The sequence below is a fragment of the Bacillus haynesii genome (genome assembly GCF_001969855.1).
Lineage (GTDB): Bacteria > Bacillota > Bacilli > Bacillales > Bacillaceae > Bacillus > Bacillus haynesii.
Genome location: NZ_MRBL01000013.1, coordinates 117,426 through 133,258, shown reverse-complemented (window position 1 = coordinate 133,258; position 15,833 = coordinate 117,426). Strand labels below are relative to the sequence as shown.

At 48.0% G+C, this 15,833-nt stretch carries 16 protein-coding genes; all 16 read left to right on the top strand.

Features of this window, described 5'->3' with window-relative positions; translation table 11 throughout:
- Positions 1-165 precede the first annotated feature (165 nt).
- Positions 166-1,806 (top strand): SLC13 family permease, encoded by a 1,641-nt coding sequence (locus tag BTA31_RS12005; protein ID WP_083698303.1) that lies wholly within the window; start codon positions 166-168, stop codon positions 1,804-1,806.
- Positions 1,807-1,934: 128 nt separating this feature from the next.
- Positions 1,935-2,330, top strand: a complete 396-nt coding sequence (locus BTA31_RS12000; RefSeq protein ID WP_076791809.1) for a 3-hydroxyacyl-ACP dehydratase FabZ family protein — start codon at positions 1,935-1,937, stop codon at positions 2,328-2,330.
- Between the two features lie 15 nt (positions 2,331-2,345).
- Complete coding sequence (gene tsaA / locus BTA31_RS11995; RefSeq protein ID WP_076791806.1) at positions 2,346-2,810, top strand: tRNA (N6-threonylcarbamoyladenosine(37)-N6)-methyltransferase TrmO; 465 nt, start codon at positions 2,346-2,348, stop codon at positions 2,808-2,810.
- Positions 2,811-2,981: 171 nt separating this feature from the next.
- Complete coding sequence (locus BTA31_RS11985; protein ID WP_076791804.1) at positions 2,982-5,033, top strand: BglG family transcription antiterminator; 2,052 nt, start codon at positions 2,982-2,984, stop codon at positions 5,031-5,033.
- Positions 5,034-5,050: 17 nt separating this feature from the next.
- On the top strand, positions 5,051-5,332 hold the full coding sequence (locus BTA31_RS11980) for a PTS sugar transporter subunit IIB (RefSeq protein WP_076791801.1): 282 nt from the start codon (positions 5,051-5,053) through the stop codon (positions 5,330-5,332).
- A 23-nt stretch (positions 5,333-5,355) separates the two neighbouring features.
- On the top strand, positions 5,356-6,729 hold the full coding sequence (locus tag BTA31_RS11975; RefSeq protein WP_076791799.1) for a PTS ascorbate transporter subunit IIC: 1,374 nt from the start codon (positions 5,356-5,358) through the stop codon (positions 6,727-6,729).
- 14 nt (positions 6,730-6,743) lie between these two features.
- Positions 6,744-7,586, top strand: a complete 843-nt coding sequence (locus tag BTA31_RS11970) for a transketolase (RefSeq protein ID WP_076791796.1) — start codon at positions 6,744-6,746, stop codon at positions 7,584-7,586.
- The gene (locus BTA31_RS11965; protein WP_076791793.1) at positions 7,583-8,536 is read left to right on the top strand and encodes a transketolase family protein; all 954 of its coding nucleotides are present in this window, start codon (positions 7,583-7,585) and stop codon (positions 8,534-8,536) included. Before BTA31_RS11970 ends, BTA31_RS11965 begins: the two co-directional genes overlap by 4 nt.
- Before the next feature lie 74 nt (positions 8,537-8,610).
- Entirely contained in the window at positions 8,611-9,366 is a 756-nt protein-coding gene (locus BTA31_RS11960) for a Cof-type HAD-IIB family hydrolase (protein ID WP_076791790.1), read from the top strand.
- A 278-nt stretch (positions 9,367-9,644) separates the two neighbouring features.
- Positions 9,645-10,406 carry a 5-oxoprolinase subunit PxpA gene (pxpA, locus tag BTA31_RS11955; RefSeq protein ID WP_076791787.1) on the top strand — a complete coding sequence of 254 codons (762 nt, stop codon included), beginning with the start codon at positions 9,645-9,647 and terminating at the stop codon, positions 10,404-10,406.
- 24 nt (positions 10,407-10,430) lie between these two features.
- On the top strand, positions 10,431-11,642 hold the full coding sequence (locus tag BTA31_RS11950; RefSeq protein WP_076791784.1) for an NRAMP family divalent metal transporter: 1,212 nt from the start codon (positions 10,431-10,433) through the stop codon (positions 11,640-11,642).
- Complete coding sequence (locus BTA31_RS11945) at positions 11,639-12,439, top strand: putative hydro-lyase (RefSeq protein ID WP_268307117.1); 801 nt, start codon at positions 11,639-11,641, stop codon at positions 12,437-12,439. Before BTA31_RS11950 ends, BTA31_RS11945 begins: the two co-directional genes overlap by 4 nt.
- Positions 12,440-12,540: 101 nt before the next feature.
- Complete coding sequence (gene pxpB, locus BTA31_RS11940) at positions 12,541-13,251, top strand: 5-oxoprolinase subunit PxpB (protein ID WP_076791996.1); 711 nt, start codon at positions 12,541-12,543, stop codon at positions 13,249-13,251.
- Positions 13,248-14,261 (top strand): 5-oxoprolinase subunit C family protein, encoded by a 1,014-nt coding sequence (locus tag BTA31_RS11935; RefSeq protein WP_076791779.1) that lies wholly within the window; start codon positions 13,248-13,250, stop codon positions 14,259-14,261. The genes pxpB and BTA31_RS11935 overlap by 4 nt, the downstream gene beginning before the upstream one ends.
- Before the next feature lie 31 nt (positions 14,262-14,292).
- On the top strand, positions 14,293-15,042 hold the full coding sequence (locus tag BTA31_RS11930) for an IclR family transcriptional regulator (RefSeq protein WP_076791777.1): 750 nt from the start codon (positions 14,293-14,295) through the stop codon (positions 15,040-15,042).
- Between the two features lie 88 nt (positions 15,043-15,130).
- A complete protein-coding gene (locus BTA31_RS11925) occupies positions 15,131-15,769 on the top strand; it encodes a GDSL-type esterase/lipase family protein (protein ID WP_076791774.1) in 639 nt (212 codons plus the stop codon).
- Positions 15,770-15,833: the final 64 nt, after the last annotated feature.

The window sequence follows — 15,833 nt, the reverse complement described above, 5'->3', positions numbered from 1 at the left end:
TACCATCAACCTAAAATTACCATAATATTGAGTATTTTGTGACAAAAAAGTGTTGACTGCCATTAGCTGTCCGTTATAATTAAGTTATAACTGTCGACAGTCGGCAGCTTACTTTTTGATTACTATTGTAAGCGCTTTATCGATAGAGGGGAAGGGGGATTTTTTATGAAATCAAGCGTTGTGTCAGCATGGGATATGCTTTGGAGATCACACCGGGAAGCAAAGAGGCTGCTTTTGTTCGCCATGCCTGTCAGAGCGGGAAAAGATGCCGGTTTAAAGATAAAGTCGGAGCAAACCATGAAGGAAGAGAAGCCGCCGAGCTATAAAACGCCTCAAAAAATCGGACTGCTGCTTGGTCCTGCATTGTTTTTTGCCGTCCTTTTGTTCTTTTTTCCCGAAGGTCTGAGCTATGAAGGAAGAATGGTATTGGCGACCACTTTGTGGGTTGCGGTTTGGTGGATTACGGAGGCTGTTCCGATTCCGGCTGCATCATTGCTGCCGATCGTGCTGCTTCCGCTGACCGGGGCGCTGGAAGGGGCAGCTGTCACGTCAAGCTACGGCGATCCGATCGTCTTTTTATTCTTAGGAGGCTTCTTGATTGCACTTGCGATGGAGCGTTGGAATCTTCATAAACGGATCGCGCTCAATATCATTTCTGTAGTGGGTACGAGCACTTCAAGGATCGTCCTCGGTTTTATGGCGGCCACAGGGTTTTTGTCCATGTGGGTCTCAAATACGGCCGCGGTCATGATGATGCTTCCGATTGGAACCGCTATCATTCACCAGGTATCAGCCGTCATGAAATCTGAAAGAAAAGATTTAGCCGGAGAAGAAGCGAAATTTTCAAAAGCGCTGATCTTCAGCATCGGGTATGCGGGGACAATCGGCGGACTTGGTACACTGATCGGCACGCCGCCGAACATTATTTTGGCGGCCAATATTAAAAAGTTGTACGGTGTTGAAGTGTCTTTCGGTGGATGGATGGCTTTTGCCGTTCCGGTCGTCGTCATTTTGCTTGTAGCGGTATGGTTGTACTTGACGAAAGTGGCCCATCCGATCAAGATGAAGGAGCTTCCGGGCGGAAAAGAATTGATTCTCGAAGAAAAAAGAAAGCTCGGAAAGATGAGCTTTGAAGAAACAATGGTTCTGCTTGTCTTTGGGTTTGCCGCGTTTATGTGGGTGACGAGGACGTTTTTATGGGATGACAAAATACCGGGTATTGACGATACAATGATTGCGATATTCGCAGCTTCATTGCTCTTCTTGATCCCTTCGCTCAATAAAGGGGGCAGGGTATTGGACTGGTCGGTATCGAAGGACTTGCCGTGGGGGATTCTCCTTTTATTCGGAGGAGGCTTGGCGCTCGCGACCGGCTTTAAAGAAACCGGTCTGGCGGAATGGATCGGCGGAAGGCTTACGGTATTGGATGGATTTAACTTTGTGGTTATTGTCGTTATCTCAGCGGCATTGGTGCTGTTTTTGACGGAGATTACGTCGAATACGGCTACGGCGACTATGATCCTGCCTGTACTGGCCTCGCTCGCTTTAGCGCTGAATGTTCACCCGTATGCATTAATGGTGCCTGCTGCAATGGCGGCAAACTGCGCCTTTATGCTGCCGGTCGGCACGCCGCCGAATGCGATTATTTTCGCATCGGGCAAATTGAAGATCAGCGAGATGGTTCGAACCGGCTTTATGATTAATATATTCACACTGATTTTAATCGTCGGAGCTGTGTTCTACATTCTTCCGCATTTATGGGGAGTGGATCTGACCGTCTTCCCGGACAATCTGAAATCGAATTGATGAAGCAAAGCCGGAGCTTAGGCCCCGGCTTTTTGTCATGGTGAAGCTTGCAACTGATCGTTCAGCAGCCATTTAAAAAGAGAAAAAAATGAAACTGCGGTATAATTATGTAAAAAAGGATGATCAGCGTGAACAACACTGTACTGCCGCATCGATATCCGTTTCTATTCATTGACCGTGTTGTAGAAAGCGAGCCGGGAAAATGGGTGAAAGGATATAAATTTATAACGGAAAACGACTGGTTTATTACGGAAAACCAAAAGGAAATGCCATTTTCCATTATCATTGAAGCGCTGGCTCAGACCGCTGCATTTACTGCGCTCAAAGACCCGGCTGAGATCGGCTTTCTGTCTTCGGTGAAAAAAGCTGAATATACCGGCAAGGTCTTTGTGGGAGACAAACTTGATCTTTATTTTGAAGTTTCCCGCTTTAAAAGGGGGTTTTTATTCGGCAACGGAACCGCCTCAGTCAACGGAAAACCGGCAGCGAAAGCGGAGATCGGGATTTTTATGGAAGCGAAGTGAAAGCGGGGGATAAAATTGATAGAAATAAAGCCTGTCGCGTTTGTGAAAAATTTGCGGACTATGCCGAAGGATGATCATTGGGGTGATGTGATTTCTGAAGTTAAATTGGCTGAAGGCATCCATCCGGACGCTTTAAAAGGGATCGAAGCATTTTCCCATTTGGACATTATCTTTTACTTTCATCAAGTAAAAGAGGATCAAATACAATATCAGGCTCGGCGCCCGAGAAACAATCAAAACTATCCGGAGACAGGCATTTTCGCCCAAAGGGGAAAAAACAGGCCGAACAGGCTCGGCGCGACCGTTGTCACTCTCCTTGAAAAATCGGGGAGCAAGCTTGTAGTGAAAGGGTTGGATGCGATTGACGGGACACCTGTAATCGATATCAAACCGGTGATGAAAGAGTTTCTTCCGAAAGGGCAAATCATACAGCCGAAGTGGTCGGAAGATTTGATGAAAATATATTGGCATGAAAGCTGATGGATAGAAAAAAACCTCTCAACCACCTTCTGAGAGGTTTTTTCATGCTTATACGATAAAAAAGAAGGATATCAGACCAATCTTGAAGATCGGAAGTCCCATGAATTGTGCCCAATCGGCAGACAAAATGAAAGCGCTTTATTATATGATGACAATAAGGGGGGCGCAAAAATGATCAACGAGAAACGTCCGGCTCAATTGCTCCAATATTTGCTGCGTGTCAGAGAAGCGACAATGCATCAGCTGCTTGATCATTTTCAATTATCGAAACGGCAAATCTGCTATGACCTGGATAAAATCAATCATTGGCTGACCGGCAAGCAGCTGCCTGAAATCGAATATAAAAGAAAGAATAGGCTGTCCGTTCCGGAAAAATTGCTTGAATTGCGGTTCTCCGAAGCCTGTTCAGACATCGGCCGCTCGTTTATTTTCACGCAGGAAGAGCGGATCAAAGCCTTGTACATGTTTCTGTTTGTCCGCAGAGAGCCGATTTCATCCGCTCATCTGACACAGTTATTGCAGGTCAGCAAAAATACGGTCATGAATGATGTGAAAAAAGCGAATGAGGCGCTGACTCCGTTTTTAGTGGCAATCAGATATACAAGACAGCGCGGCTATCATTTAATAGGAAGCGAGTTTGATAAAAGAGTTCCGGTCATGCACCACCTTTCTTCTTTCCTGCAGAAGCCTTACGGCAAAGAAATCCTTCATTATATTTTAAAAATTTCCGGCTCGCACGATGACACACAACAAGAAATCAAAAGAGCGGTTGAACTTGTCTCAAAAGAATACAGGCTTCAACTCGTTGAAGAAAGGCTTAATGAATTTATCTACTTTCTGATGATGTATTCGATCAGAGTAGCCGAAGGAAAAATTGTCCGTTTTCACCAGGAGGAGGGGGAGCTTTTAAAGCAAAGTCCGCTGAAAAACGCAGCCGCAACGCTTGTGAATGAACTTCGGATTCCCGTCCATGAAACCGAACTTTGCTACATTTTGATCCAGCTGCTCGGGCTTTCATTCGGACAACAGCAGGCACATGATCCGCTTTATCAGCTGTGTGAAAAACTTGTGTTTGAATTTGAATCAAGGGCATGCATCACATTTCCAAGGAGGCGTGATGTGGCGGAATCTCTTTACCGGCACTTGAAGCCGGCATATTTCAGAATGAAATACCGCATTCCGATTCACAATCCCCTGCTCAGCAAAATTAAGAAAGAGCATAAAGAACTGTTTACCATCGTTCAAAAGCTGATGCGGCACCTTGAAGCGCTGCTGAACAAACCGGTTCCAGAGGAAGAAATCGGCTTTATCACGATTCATTTTGGTGCATTGCTTGAGCAGCCGATGCAGTCCGGATCATCCAAAAAGACGGCTGTCGTCGTCTGCCCGAGCGGTGTCAGCTCATCCTTGATGGTCAGGCACCAGCTTGAATCGTTATTTTCAGAGATTGTCGTTGAGAAGGCGATGCCTTTGCAGGAATTCACACCTGACGTCTTTGATCATTATGATGCCGTGTTTTCCACTGTTGAGCTTAAAACCAAAAAGCGATACTACATGGTCAGGCCGCTGATGACGCCCGCTGAAAAAAGCAGGCTTGTCAATGAAGTGTATCAGGAAATGTTCGGTGTGAAGCAAAGGGAGCTTTTGACAGACGAATTTCTTCACATTCTCGAGAAGCACGCCAGTATCATCGACGAAAAAGGACTAAGAGAATCATTAGAAAATATTGTGTTTGTTCAAAAAGTGACGGAAACAAGGGGGAAACGACCAGTGCTGAAAGATCTGCTGACAGACGAAACCATTCAAATGGCTGACCAAATTAAAAGCTGGGAAGAAGCGATTCAAACAGCGGCAAAGCCTTTGCTTGATAAGGAGGTGATCTTGAAGGAATACACAGATGCCATGATCGACAATGTCAAAACGATGGGACCTTATATGATCATCGGCCCCGAGATTGCCGTCCCTCACGCAAGACCTGAAAAGGGCGTCCGAAAAGTGGGAATGAGTCTCCTGAAACTGAAGGAGCCGGTCTATTTTTTGGATGATGAACAGTATCCGGTAAGGCTTTTGTTTTGCATTGCGGCGGTTGACCATACGACACATCTGAAAGCACTTTCCCAACTGACCCGGCTTCTCAGCAATAAAGAAAATCAGGATTCCTTAAAGGAAACCGAGTCGTTGGAGCATATCAAACGTTTAATCGAAGCCTATTCATCCAATTAAAAACAGGAGGGGATAACATGAGAATATTGGCAGTTTGTGGATCAGGACTCGGAAGCAGTTTTATGCTTGAAATGAATATTAAGGATATTTTGCAGGAAATGGGATTGGTGGAGATCGAGGTGGATCATTCGGATTTGAGCTCAGCGTCTCCTGACCAAGCGGATTTGTTTGTCGTTGCCAAAGATATCGCTGAAGGAGCAGCCCACCTGCAGGATATCGTCGTGCTTGAAAGCATTATAGACATGGATGAACTGAAAACAAAACTGGTTAAAACATTGCAGGAAAAAGGAGTGCTTTAATCACAGAATAGGAGGAACTGCAAATGGGTGAAAGAGCACTAAAGCTGATGATGGATGTGTTAAGCCAGCCGGCTGTATTAATTGCAGCCATTTCTCTTATCGGTCTTCTGCTTCAAAAAAAGCCGGCCAATGAAATTGTGAAAGGGACGACGAAATCGTTTTTAGGTTTTATCGTGATTTCAGCCGGGGCGGGTATTCTTGTTGGTTCGCTTGAGCCGTTCGGAAAGATGTTTCAGGCGGCCTTTCATGTGAACGGCGTTGTTCCGAACAATGAAGCGATTGTCGCGATGGCGCTCAATGAATACGGGACGGCAACAGCGCTGATTATGTTTTTCGGGATGCTGTCCAACATCTTAATTGCCCGTTTTACCAGATTAAAATACATTTTTCTGACGGGGCATCACACATTGTATATGGCTTGTTTAATCGCCGTCATACTGGCGGTGGCAGGTTTGAAGGGCCCGTTTCTGATCGGCGTCGGAGCGGTTTCACTCGGCTTGACAATGAGTTTGTTTCCGGCGATGGTTCAGCCTTTTATGAAAAAGATCACCGGCAATGATAAGGTCGCGTTCGGCCATTTTTCTTCAATCGGTTACGCTGTGTCCGGGTTAATCGGCAAAGCAGCAGGCAAGGGCTCGCGCTCAACTGAAAAAATACGGTTTCCAAAGGGCCTCGGATTTTTAAGGGACAGTTCTGTCAGCATTGCGCTCACCATGACCATCTTGTACGTTTTGATTGCCTTATTTGCAGGGGCGGGTTATGTGGAGCGCGAGTTGAGCGGCGGTAAGCATTACCTTGTCTTCTCCGTTATTCAAGCAGTCACATTTGCGGCAGGGGTATTTATTATTCTTTCAGGAGTCAGACTTGTGCTCGCAGAGATCGTTCCGGCTTTTAAAGGCATATCTGACAAACTTGTGCCGGATTCCAAGCCGGCACTGGATTGTCCGATCATTTTTCCATACGCGCCAAACGCCGTATTAATCGGCTTTTTTTGCAGCTTCATTGGCGGCATCACCGGCATGTTGATTCTCGGAGCAGCCGGAGCTGTCATCGTTCTTCCCGGAGTGGTTCCGCACTTTTTCACAGGAGCCTCGGCCGGCGTCTTCGGAAACGCTGCAGGGGGGATACGGGGAGCGGTCTTGGGGTCTTTTGTCAACGGTCTGGTTATCACGTTTTTCCCTGTGTTCCTGCTGCCGGTCATGGGTGATTTAGGCTTTGCCAATACGACATTTTCCGATACAGACTTTGCTGCGACAGGAATCGTGCTTGGGCATGCGTTGAAACTGCTGGGCTCTGGAGGAGTTGTAATTGGAATCGCAGCGGTCTTGGCTGGTGCGGTCTTGCTGGGTTTTAAACGCGGAAAGGCGGAGAAGTCCGATCATAAAGCTGAAGCATAAAGGAGTGGGCAATGATGGCAGTAAGGGACATCGATATGGAACGTTTTCGTAATCAAATCAGGCTGCTGACACTGAAACAGCTTCATCATCTCGGTTTTGGACATTATGGTGGCAGCTTGTCAATCGCTGATGTGTTGGCCGTTTTGTATGGAAAGGTGATGAAAATAGATCCTGCCAATCCGTCGTGGGAAGATCGGGACTTCTTTATCCTTTCAAAAGGGCACGGCGGCCCCGCCTTATATGCAGCGCTTCATCTTTCCGGCTATTTTGAAGAAGATGTGCTCTATACGCTAAACCAAAACGGCACGGCTCTTCCGTCGCATCCTGACCGGAATTTAACCCCGGGAGTCGATATGACGACCGGGTCGCTGGGCCAGGGGATCTCGGCTGCGGCAGGAGTCGCGCTGTCGCACAAGCTTTCAGGACGCACTAACCGAACCTTTGTCATTGTCGGCGACGGGGAGCTGAATGAAGGTCAATGCTGGGAAGCGATCCAATTTGCGGGACACCATAAGCTCCACAATCTTTATGTGTTTGTGGATGATAATAAACAACAGCTGGACGGCCCGACGAAAGATATTATCGATCCGCTGGATTTTGTCAGCAAATTTAGAGCCTTCGGGTTTTATTCCGAACGGGTAAACGGACACGAACCGGAAGCGATTTATCGTGCGGTCAAAAGAGGAGAAGCTCAGCGGGAAAGGCCGGTTGCCGTCATCCTTGATACGGTGAAGGGAAAGGGCATCCCTTATTTTGAAAATATGGAGAACAGCCACCACATTAGAGCAAATGAAGAGCAAAACCGCATGATCGAAAAGATCATTTTGACGCTTGAAGAAAAGGAAGTGAGGGCATGAATAAGGCAGCAGCAAATGTAAAGCAGGATGCTGTTGAAATGAGGCAGGCATACAGCTCAGCCGTTTATGAACTGGCTCAAGAAAACGCGGACATCGTGGCTTTGGAAGCGGATTTGATGAGCTCGATCTCCATGGACAAAGTCAAACGGCGCATTCCCGAGCAAGTGATCAATTGCGGTGTCATGGAAGCCAATATGATAGGGATTGCGGCCGGGCTTTCGTTAACCGGAAGAATCCCGTTTGTTCACACGTTCGCTCAGTTTGCGACAAGACGCTGTTTTGATCAGCTGTTTGTTTCAGGTGCATATGCCAAAACAAACATTAAGATTCTCGGTTCAGATTCGGGAATTACGGCTGAACATAACGGCGGAACCCATATGGCCTTTGAAGATTTAGGACTCGCCCGGCTAATCCCAAATGCCTTTGTTTATGAAGCGAGCGATACGGCAATGCTCAAATTTTTGATTAAGAAGGCTGCGGCAGAGTACGGCATTCACTATATCAGGACGATCAGAAAAAAGGCTGTCAGACTTTATGATGAACATGAAACATTTGCAGATGGAAAAGCAAAAGTTCTCAAAGATGGCAGCGATGCGGCGCTGTTTGCCAGCGGCATCATGGTCGCCGAAGCATTGCAGGCGGCTGAACTGCTAAAAGAAAAAGGAATCGATGCAGCGGTGATCGATATGTATTGCATCAAGCCGATCGATCAAGAAACCGTGGTTCGGTACGCACAAAAAACGAATGCGATTGTCACGGCTGAAAACCATAATGTCATAGGCGGATTGGGAAGCGCAGTTGCGGAAGTGCTGAGTGAACATTATCCCGCGCCGCTTAGAAGAATCGGGGTTCATGAAGGCTTCGGCCAGGTCGGGACGATCGATTATTTGAAAAAATCTTACCGTTTGACCGCAGAACACATCGCACGGGCGGCTGAACAGCTCGTTTAAGTTTTCTTTGTCCTGGCCGATTTTTATATTAGAATAGATAAAAGCCTAAAAAAAGTGGAGGTATCTTAAATATCGTGACAGTCAGTCAAAGAGATCGAATCGATGTGAAGCTAGTAGCTCTGGATATGGATGGAACACTTTTAAATGACGAACAGACCATTTCTGATGAAAACAGAAAAGCGATTAAAGAAGCCGAAGAAAAAGGGGTTTATGTCGTGCTTAGCACCGGGCGGACGCTGATGACGTGCCGGGAGTTGGCGGAGTCGCTCGAGCTGTCTTCTTTTTTGATCACGGCAAACGGCAGTGAAATCTGGGATTCGTCTTTCAACCTGGTCGAGCGCCAGCTGCTTCATCCCGATCATGTCCAAATGATGTGGGATTTGCGCAATCTGCACAACACCGACTTCTGGGCCGCCAGCGTCGATAAAGTGTGGAGAGGCGAGTTTCCCGAGGATATTCAGGCGTATGAATGGTTGAAATTCGGCTTTGACATTCCGGATGACGACGTCAGAAGCCGGGTCCTGGAAGAGCTGAAAAAGAACAAAGAATTGGAAGTCACCAATTCAAGCCCGACCAATATTGAAGTCAACGCCATCGGGATCAATAAAGCGGCCGCTTTGGCAAAAGTATGCGAGCGCCTCGGCTTTACGATGGAACATGTGATGGCGGTCGGAGACAGTTTAAATGATATCGCCATGATCAAAGAAGCGGGTTTAGGCGTTGCCATGGGGAACGCCCAGGAAATCGTCAAAGAAACCGCGGACTGGGTTACGGATTCCAATATCGAACACGGAGTCGCAAAAGCGATCAGGCATTGGGTATTGTCCTAGCCGAAAAAAGAGCCGATTTGCGGCTCTTTTTTTTGTGCAAAATAAAAAATATTCATGAGCTGAAAAACCCTTATGAAATCAGGTATTTCAGCTAAAAGTTTTTAGGTAAAACGATTTATTTTATGTGAGGTTTTCTAACAATATGATGCCAAGCGGGCAAATCCTTGATATAATCAATTCAAGTTTGATTATTCGGAATTAAGGTTCCGAAAATCGGAACAAAACGAGGCGTATACTAAAATTCGACCGAATGTGCATCAATATATAGGGGGGATTTGATGAATCAAGTTGATTTAAACTGCGATCTTGGAGAAAGCTTCGGCGCTTATAAAATCGGGCTGGATGAGGAGATTCTCGAATTTGTTACATCAGCCAACATCGCTTGCGGATTTCACGCCGGAGACCCTGGCGTCATGCGCAAAACCGTCAAAATGGCAGCGGAAAAAGGCGTGAAAATCGGCGCGCATCCGGGACTTCCCGATTTAGCGGGATTCGGGCGCCGCAATATGGCGATTACACCTGAAGAAGCATACGATCTTGTCGTGTATCAAATTGGTGCACTTTCAGGGTTTCTAAAGGCCGAAGGCGTGACCATGCAGCATGTGAAACCCCATGGCGCACTTTATAATATGGCGGCGCAAAGCCGGGAACTGGCGGATGCGATCGCGCGTGCAGTTTCTCAAACAGACCCGGAACTGATTTTATTCGGTTTGGCGGGAAGCGAACTTGTGCTTGCCGGTGAAAGAGCCGGTTTGAAAACGGCTCACGAAGTGTTCGCCGACCGTACATATCAGGAAGACGGAACGCTGACTTCCCGCCGGCAGAATGATGCGCTGATTCATGATGATGATGAAGCCGTCGGTCAGGTGATCCGCATGGTGAAAGAAGGTAAAGTCCGCAGCCTGCAAGGAACGGATGTCAGCCTTAAAGCAGATACGGTGTGCATTCATGGAGATGGTGCACACGCGCTTCAGTTTGCGAAAAAAATCCGCCGTGAACTCAGAGCAGCAGATATTAAAATACAAGCTTTTTCTACATGATGTTGACAAAAGGAGGAATACCATTTGAAACAAAATAAAAAAACAAAAGCGTCATCAAGCAACTGGACGTTGCTTTTGGGCGCCGCTTTTTTAATGGCCACATCCTCAATCGGGCCGGGATTTTTAACGCAAACCACAGTATTTACACAGAGCTTGGCTGCAAGCTTCGGCTTTGTCATCCTCGTTTCCATCATTTTAGATATTTTCGTCCAAACCAATGTGTGGAGAATCATTGCGGTTTCTGAAAAAAGAGGGCAGGAAATCGCCAACCTCGTCTTTCCGGGACTGGGCTATGTCATCGCCTTTCTCGTCGTTCTGGGCGGGCTTGCTTTCAACATCGGCAATATCGGAGGTGCCGGTCTCGGCCTGCAGGTTTTATTCGGTATTACACCGCAGACGGGAGCCATCATCAGCGCCGTCATCGCGGTCTTGATCTTCGTCATTAAAGAAGCGGGAAAAGCGATGGACCGGTTTACGCTGATCGCGGGCTTTGTCATGATTTTGCTGGTGGTGTACGTCGCGGTTACAACCGGACCTCCGGTTGGAGAAGCGGTAACGAAGACGATCATGCCTGATAATATCGACATTCTTGCAATTGTGACGCTTGTCGGCGGTACAGTCGGCGGATACATTACATTTGCCGGCGGACACCGTTTGCTTGATGCGGGTGTTAAAGGGAAGGATGCGATTCCTGAAGTAACGAAAAGCTCTGTTTCCGGCATTTTGATTACATCTGTCATGAGGATTGCGCTTTTCCTCGCCGTACTTGGAGTCGTCTCAAAAGGCCTGCAGATTAATCCGGATAACCCGCCGGCATCTGTCTTCCAGCTTGCTGCGGGAAATATCGGCTACAAAATCTTCGGCCTCGTCATGTGGGGCGCTGCCGTTACATCTGTAATCGGCGCTGCTTATACGTCCGTATCATTCTTTAAAACGTTTTCTCCGAAAATCGAAAAGAATTCGCGCGGCATTATTATTGTCTTTATTATTGTATCAACGCTTTGTTTTGTAACAATTGGAAAGCCGGTCAACCTTCTCGTTCTTGCCGGCGCATTAAACGGTTTAATCTTGCCGATCGCACTCGGCTCTCTTTTGATCGGTGCGCATAAGAAGAATGTCATCGGCGACTACAGGCATCCGATTTGGCTTACAATTCCGGGTATTCTGGTCGTTATTGTCATGGCTATCATGGGAGGCTATACGTTAATCAATGAAATTCCTAAGTTATGGGGATGATCTCGTTGCGTCATGTAAATGAAATGCGTCCTGACGAAGTCAGGGCCCTGATTCGAAAAGGGGAAATAACGGGTCCGACAGCCGGCATGGCCGGGGGTTTTACCCAGGCAAACCTGGTGATTTTGAAAAAAGAGCTCGCTTTTGAGTTTTTGCTGTTTTGCCAGCGCAATCAAAAGCCGTGTCCGATTCTCGATGTCACAGATCCCGGATCTCCGGTTCCGTCCATCACAGCGCCGGACGCCGATATCCGCACCGATTTTCCAAAATACCGCGTATACAAGCGTGGCGAATTGGCGGATGAAGTGACAGACATCTCTTCTTTATGGGAAGACGACATGGTCGGGTTTTTAATCGGCTGCAGCTTTACGTTTGAACAAGCGTTAATCAATAACGGAATCCCTGTCAGACACATTGAAGAAAAGCGAAATGTTCCGATGTATCAAACGAATATTCCTTGTGTCCCGGCAGGCCGTTTTCAAGGGCCGATGGTCGTCAGCATGAGGCCGGTTCCGGAAGAGCAGGCGGTGCGTGCCGTTCAGGTTACATCAAGGTTTCCCGCCGTTCACGGAGGGCCTGTCCATATCGGCAGTCCTGAAACCATCGGTATAACAGACATCACATCACCCGATTTCGGCGATGCGGTCACGATAAAAAAAGGGGAAGTTCCGGTATTCTGGGCTTGCGGCGTCACCCCTCAGGCTGTCGCAATGCACGTAAAGCCGGAGCTGATGATTACGCATTCGCCCGGCCATATGCTGGTTACCGACGTTCGGGATGAACAATTTGGTGTGTTATAGGATTTCAAAATCAATACAGAGCGGTTTATCTGTATTGATTTTTGATTTAAGGGGATGAAAGGCAAGGTGAAACAGAATTGAAAAATCTATCGAATGTGACAATGTCTCCGCTCGGCGACTCCGCGGTTATCATTCAGCTCGGAGAGGGAATAAGCGAACAGACGCACCGTGTTGTCAGCGCGCTGACAAAGCGGATTGAAAACGATCCGTTTCCCGGTTTTATTGAGTGTGTGCCGGCTTTCACGAGTGTGACCGTTTTCTATCAGCCATTTGAAGTATACCGCAAGATGGAGAGCGGCAAGGCTGTTGATTCTCCGTATGAAAAGGTAAAAGCCCTCATCGAACATCATCTCCAAGAGCTCACAATGGAAGAAGAAACAAATCGGCGTACGGTGGAAATTCCGGTATGTTACGGCGGCCGTTTCGGCCCTGATTTGGAGGAAGTGGCCGACATCAACGGACTGACTGCAGAGGAAGTCATCGATATTCACACCTCGGGTGAGTACCTCGTTTATATGATCGGCTTTGCGCCGGGCTTCCCTTACCTGGGCGGAATGTCTGAAAAGATAGCCGCGCCGCGGCGGTCATCTCCGCGGACTTCGATTCCCGCCGGTTCTGTGGGAATCGCCGGTATGCAAACAGGCGTCTATCCCCTTTCAACGCCGGGCGGCTGGCAGCTGATCGGCAATACACCGCTTGAATTATTCAAGCCTTATGAACAGCCTCCGAGCCTTCTGAGAGCAGGGGATATCGTGAAATTTGTCAGCGTGACAGAAGAGGAGTATCACGCGCTGAAGGAGGGAAAATCTTGAGCATAGAAGTGTTAAAGCCGGGTCTGATGACGACGGTTCAAGACTTGGGCCGCGCAGGTTTTCAAAAATACGGCGTGCTTGTCAGCGGTGCCATGGATGCCGATTCTTTACGGATTGCCAATTTGCTTGCGGGGAACAGCCAGAACGAAGCTGCGCTTGAAGTGACGCTGATGGGACCGGGGCCGTCTCTCCGCTTTCAAAAACCGGCTCTTATAGCGGTGACGGGCGCTGACTTTTCACTGATGGTAAATGACGAAGAAGTCCCGCTTTGGCGTCCGGTTTTCATCAAAGAAGGCAGCGTGTTGACATTCGGCATGTGCAAGCGTGGAAGCCGTGCATACATGGCGGTGGCCGGGGGGATTGATGTGCCGCCTGTTATGGAAAGCAAAAGCACATATGTCAGAGCAGGGCTCGGCGGGTTTCAAGGAAGAGCGCTTCAAAAGGGAGACGTGTTATCGCTAGGCTGCCCGACGCCGTTGTCGGAAGCGATGCACAGGAAGCTCGAAGACCATGGCAAGGGCCGGGGCTTTGCGGCTCCGAAGTGGGCTGTCGACCGCAAATATTTTCTCCCGTTAAAAAAGAATCCGGTCATTCGTGTCATCAAAGGCGATCAGTTCGCTTGCTTCACCTCATCATCGCAAGAGCGCTTTTTCGCGGATACATTCCGGGTGACGGCCAAATCCGACCGGATGGGGTACCGTCTTCAAGGAGAAGCGCTCGAACTCACTCAGCCTCTGGAAATGATCTCTGAAGCGGTATCGTTCGGAACGATTCAGGTGCCGCCAGACGGCAATCCGATCGTTCTTCTCGCAGACAGGCAGACAGCGGGCGGATATCCGAGAATCGCCCATATCGCATCCGCCGATTTTTCGCAGGTCACGCAGATGATGCCGGGCGAGCAGGTGCAGTTTCAGCTTGTCAGCCTTCGGGAAGCAGAGCGCATTTACATCGAACGGGAGACAAAAATCAGCGAACTTTCTGCCCGATTGAAGCTTGAATACATGTTATGATAGGTGTGATGTGTATCAGGAGGGGGAAGGCATGGAACATAAAAACAAAACAGTTGTCAAAGCCATGACCCTGCTCAATCTGTTCCTGGTGAGAGAAAGGCTCTCACTGGGCGACATGATTGAGCTGACAGGCATGCCGAAAACATCTGTCTACCGCATGGTTTGTTCTCTCGAAGAAATGGGGTTTCTCGACCGTGATGAGAACGGGATGTATGCTTTAGGACTGCTGTTTTTGCAATACGGCCACCTTGTTTCAGAAAGGCTTGATATTCGAAAAATCGCTCTGCCTATCATGGAAGAACTCCGCGATGACGTGGATGAAGCCGTCCATTTAATCGTAAGGCAGGGGAATGAAGCGATGTATATAGAAAAAATTGAGGGCACGCAGACCGTTCGTCTCTATACAGCGATCGGGAGGCGGTCCCCTTTATATGCCGGAGCCTGTGCGAGAAGCATTCTGACGTTTTTGCCTGAAGAGGAGCGGGATGCCTATATCAAAAAAACAGAGCTCGTGCCGATCGCTTCCGGCACGATCCGGGATAAGACCGAGCTGATCCGCATTTTGGACGAATCGTACCGGAGCGGCTGCACGGTCAGTCATTCGGAGCTCGAAGACTACACCTCCGCGATTGCCGCGCCGATTTTTAATCATAAGCGCGAAGTCGTGGCCGGGATCAGCATCGCCGGGTTTGAAGCCCGCTTTCAGAAAGACCGTCTTCCTTACTTGACCGAAAGAGTGAAAAAGGCGGCGCTTGACATCTCGAGAAAATTAGGTTTTTAGGAAAAAAGAAAAGTATCCTTTCGAGCCTCTGCCGAGTACATATATGGTAGCTGCCGCGAAAAAACGGCATATCGGAGGGGGAAAGGATATGACGCTTCAATATACGGCTCTCGGCGATTCTCTAACCGTCGGGGTCGGTGCAGGTTTGTTTGAGCCGGGATTTGTCCAGCGCTATAAAAGGAAAATCGAAGAGGATTTGAACGAAGAAGTTTCTTTGCTTGTATTTGCGAAATCGGGTCTTGAGACGTCGGACATTTTAGCAATGCTGAACGAGCCGTTCATCATGGAACAGGTCAAAAAAGCGGACGTCATCACGATAACGGGCTGCGGCAATGACCTTCTGCAATCGCTGGAGATCTATGAAAAAGAAAAGGATGAACACGTCTTTTTGGAAGCTTCTTCCCACTGTCAGAAAAACTACTCAGGCATGCTTGAGAAAATCAAAGACATAAAGGGAGACAAAGATACGCGTTACCTCGTCCGTCTTCTCAATTTATACAACCCTTTTCCATCAATTGAATTAGCGGACAAATGGATTTCCGGCTTTAACAGGCACTTAAAGCAGCTCGAGTCTGCTCCGCAAATCAAGGTGATCGATACTTATGCTGTCGTTAAAGGACGCGAAAAAGAATATTTGTCAATTGACCGTGTGCATCCAAACAGCAGAGGGTATGAAGCGATGGCGGAAAAGCTGAGAGCGGCAGGCTACGGACCGATGAAAAGCTGAATATGATGAAGAAAGACCATTCCAATCAGGAATGGTCTTTTCAGCGTGTCGAGAAACCCTCGCA

Coding starts and splice junctions, on each gene's coding strand:
- BTA31_RS12005 (WP_083698303.1), top strand. CDS start 166: ATGAAATCAAGCGTTGTGTCAGCATGGGATATGCTTTGGAGATCACAC.
- BTA31_RS11985 (WP_076791804.1), top strand. CDS start 2,982: ATGATCAACGAGAAACGTCCGGCTCAATTGCTCCAATATTTGCTGCGT.
- BTA31_RS11980 (WP_076791801.1), top strand. CDS start 5,051: ATGAGAATATTGGCAGTTTGTGGATCAGGACTCGGAAGCAGTTTTATG.
- BTA31_RS11975 (WP_076791799.1), top strand. CDS start 5,356: ATGGGTGAAAGAGCACTAAAGCTGATGATGGATGTGTTAAGCCAGCCG.
- BTA31_RS11970 (WP_076791796.1), top strand. CDS start 6,744: ATGGCAGTAAGGGACATCGATATGGAACGTTTTCGTAATCAAATCAGG.
- BTA31_RS11965 (WP_076791793.1), top strand. CDS start 7,583: ATGAATAAGGCAGCAGCAAATGTAAAGCAGGATGCTGTTGAAATGAGG.
- pxpA (WP_076791787.1), top strand. CDS start 9,645: ATGAATCAAGTTGATTTAAACTGCGATCTTGGAGAAAGCTTCGGCGCT.
- BTA31_RS11945 (WP_268307117.1), top strand. CDS start 11,639: ATGATCTCGTTGCGTCATGTAAATGAAATGCGTCCTGACGAAGTCAGG.
- pxpB (WP_076791996.1), top strand. CDS start 12,541: ATGTCTCCGCTCGGCGACTCCGCGGTTATCATTCAGCTCGGAGAGGGA.
- BTA31_RS11930 (WP_076791777.1), top strand. CDS start 14,293: ATGGAACATAAAAACAAAACAGTTGTCAAAGCCATGACCCTGCTCAAT.
- BTA31_RS11925 (WP_076791774.1), top strand. CDS start 15,131: ATGACGCTTCAATATACGGCTCTCGGCGATTCTCTAACCGTCGGGGTC.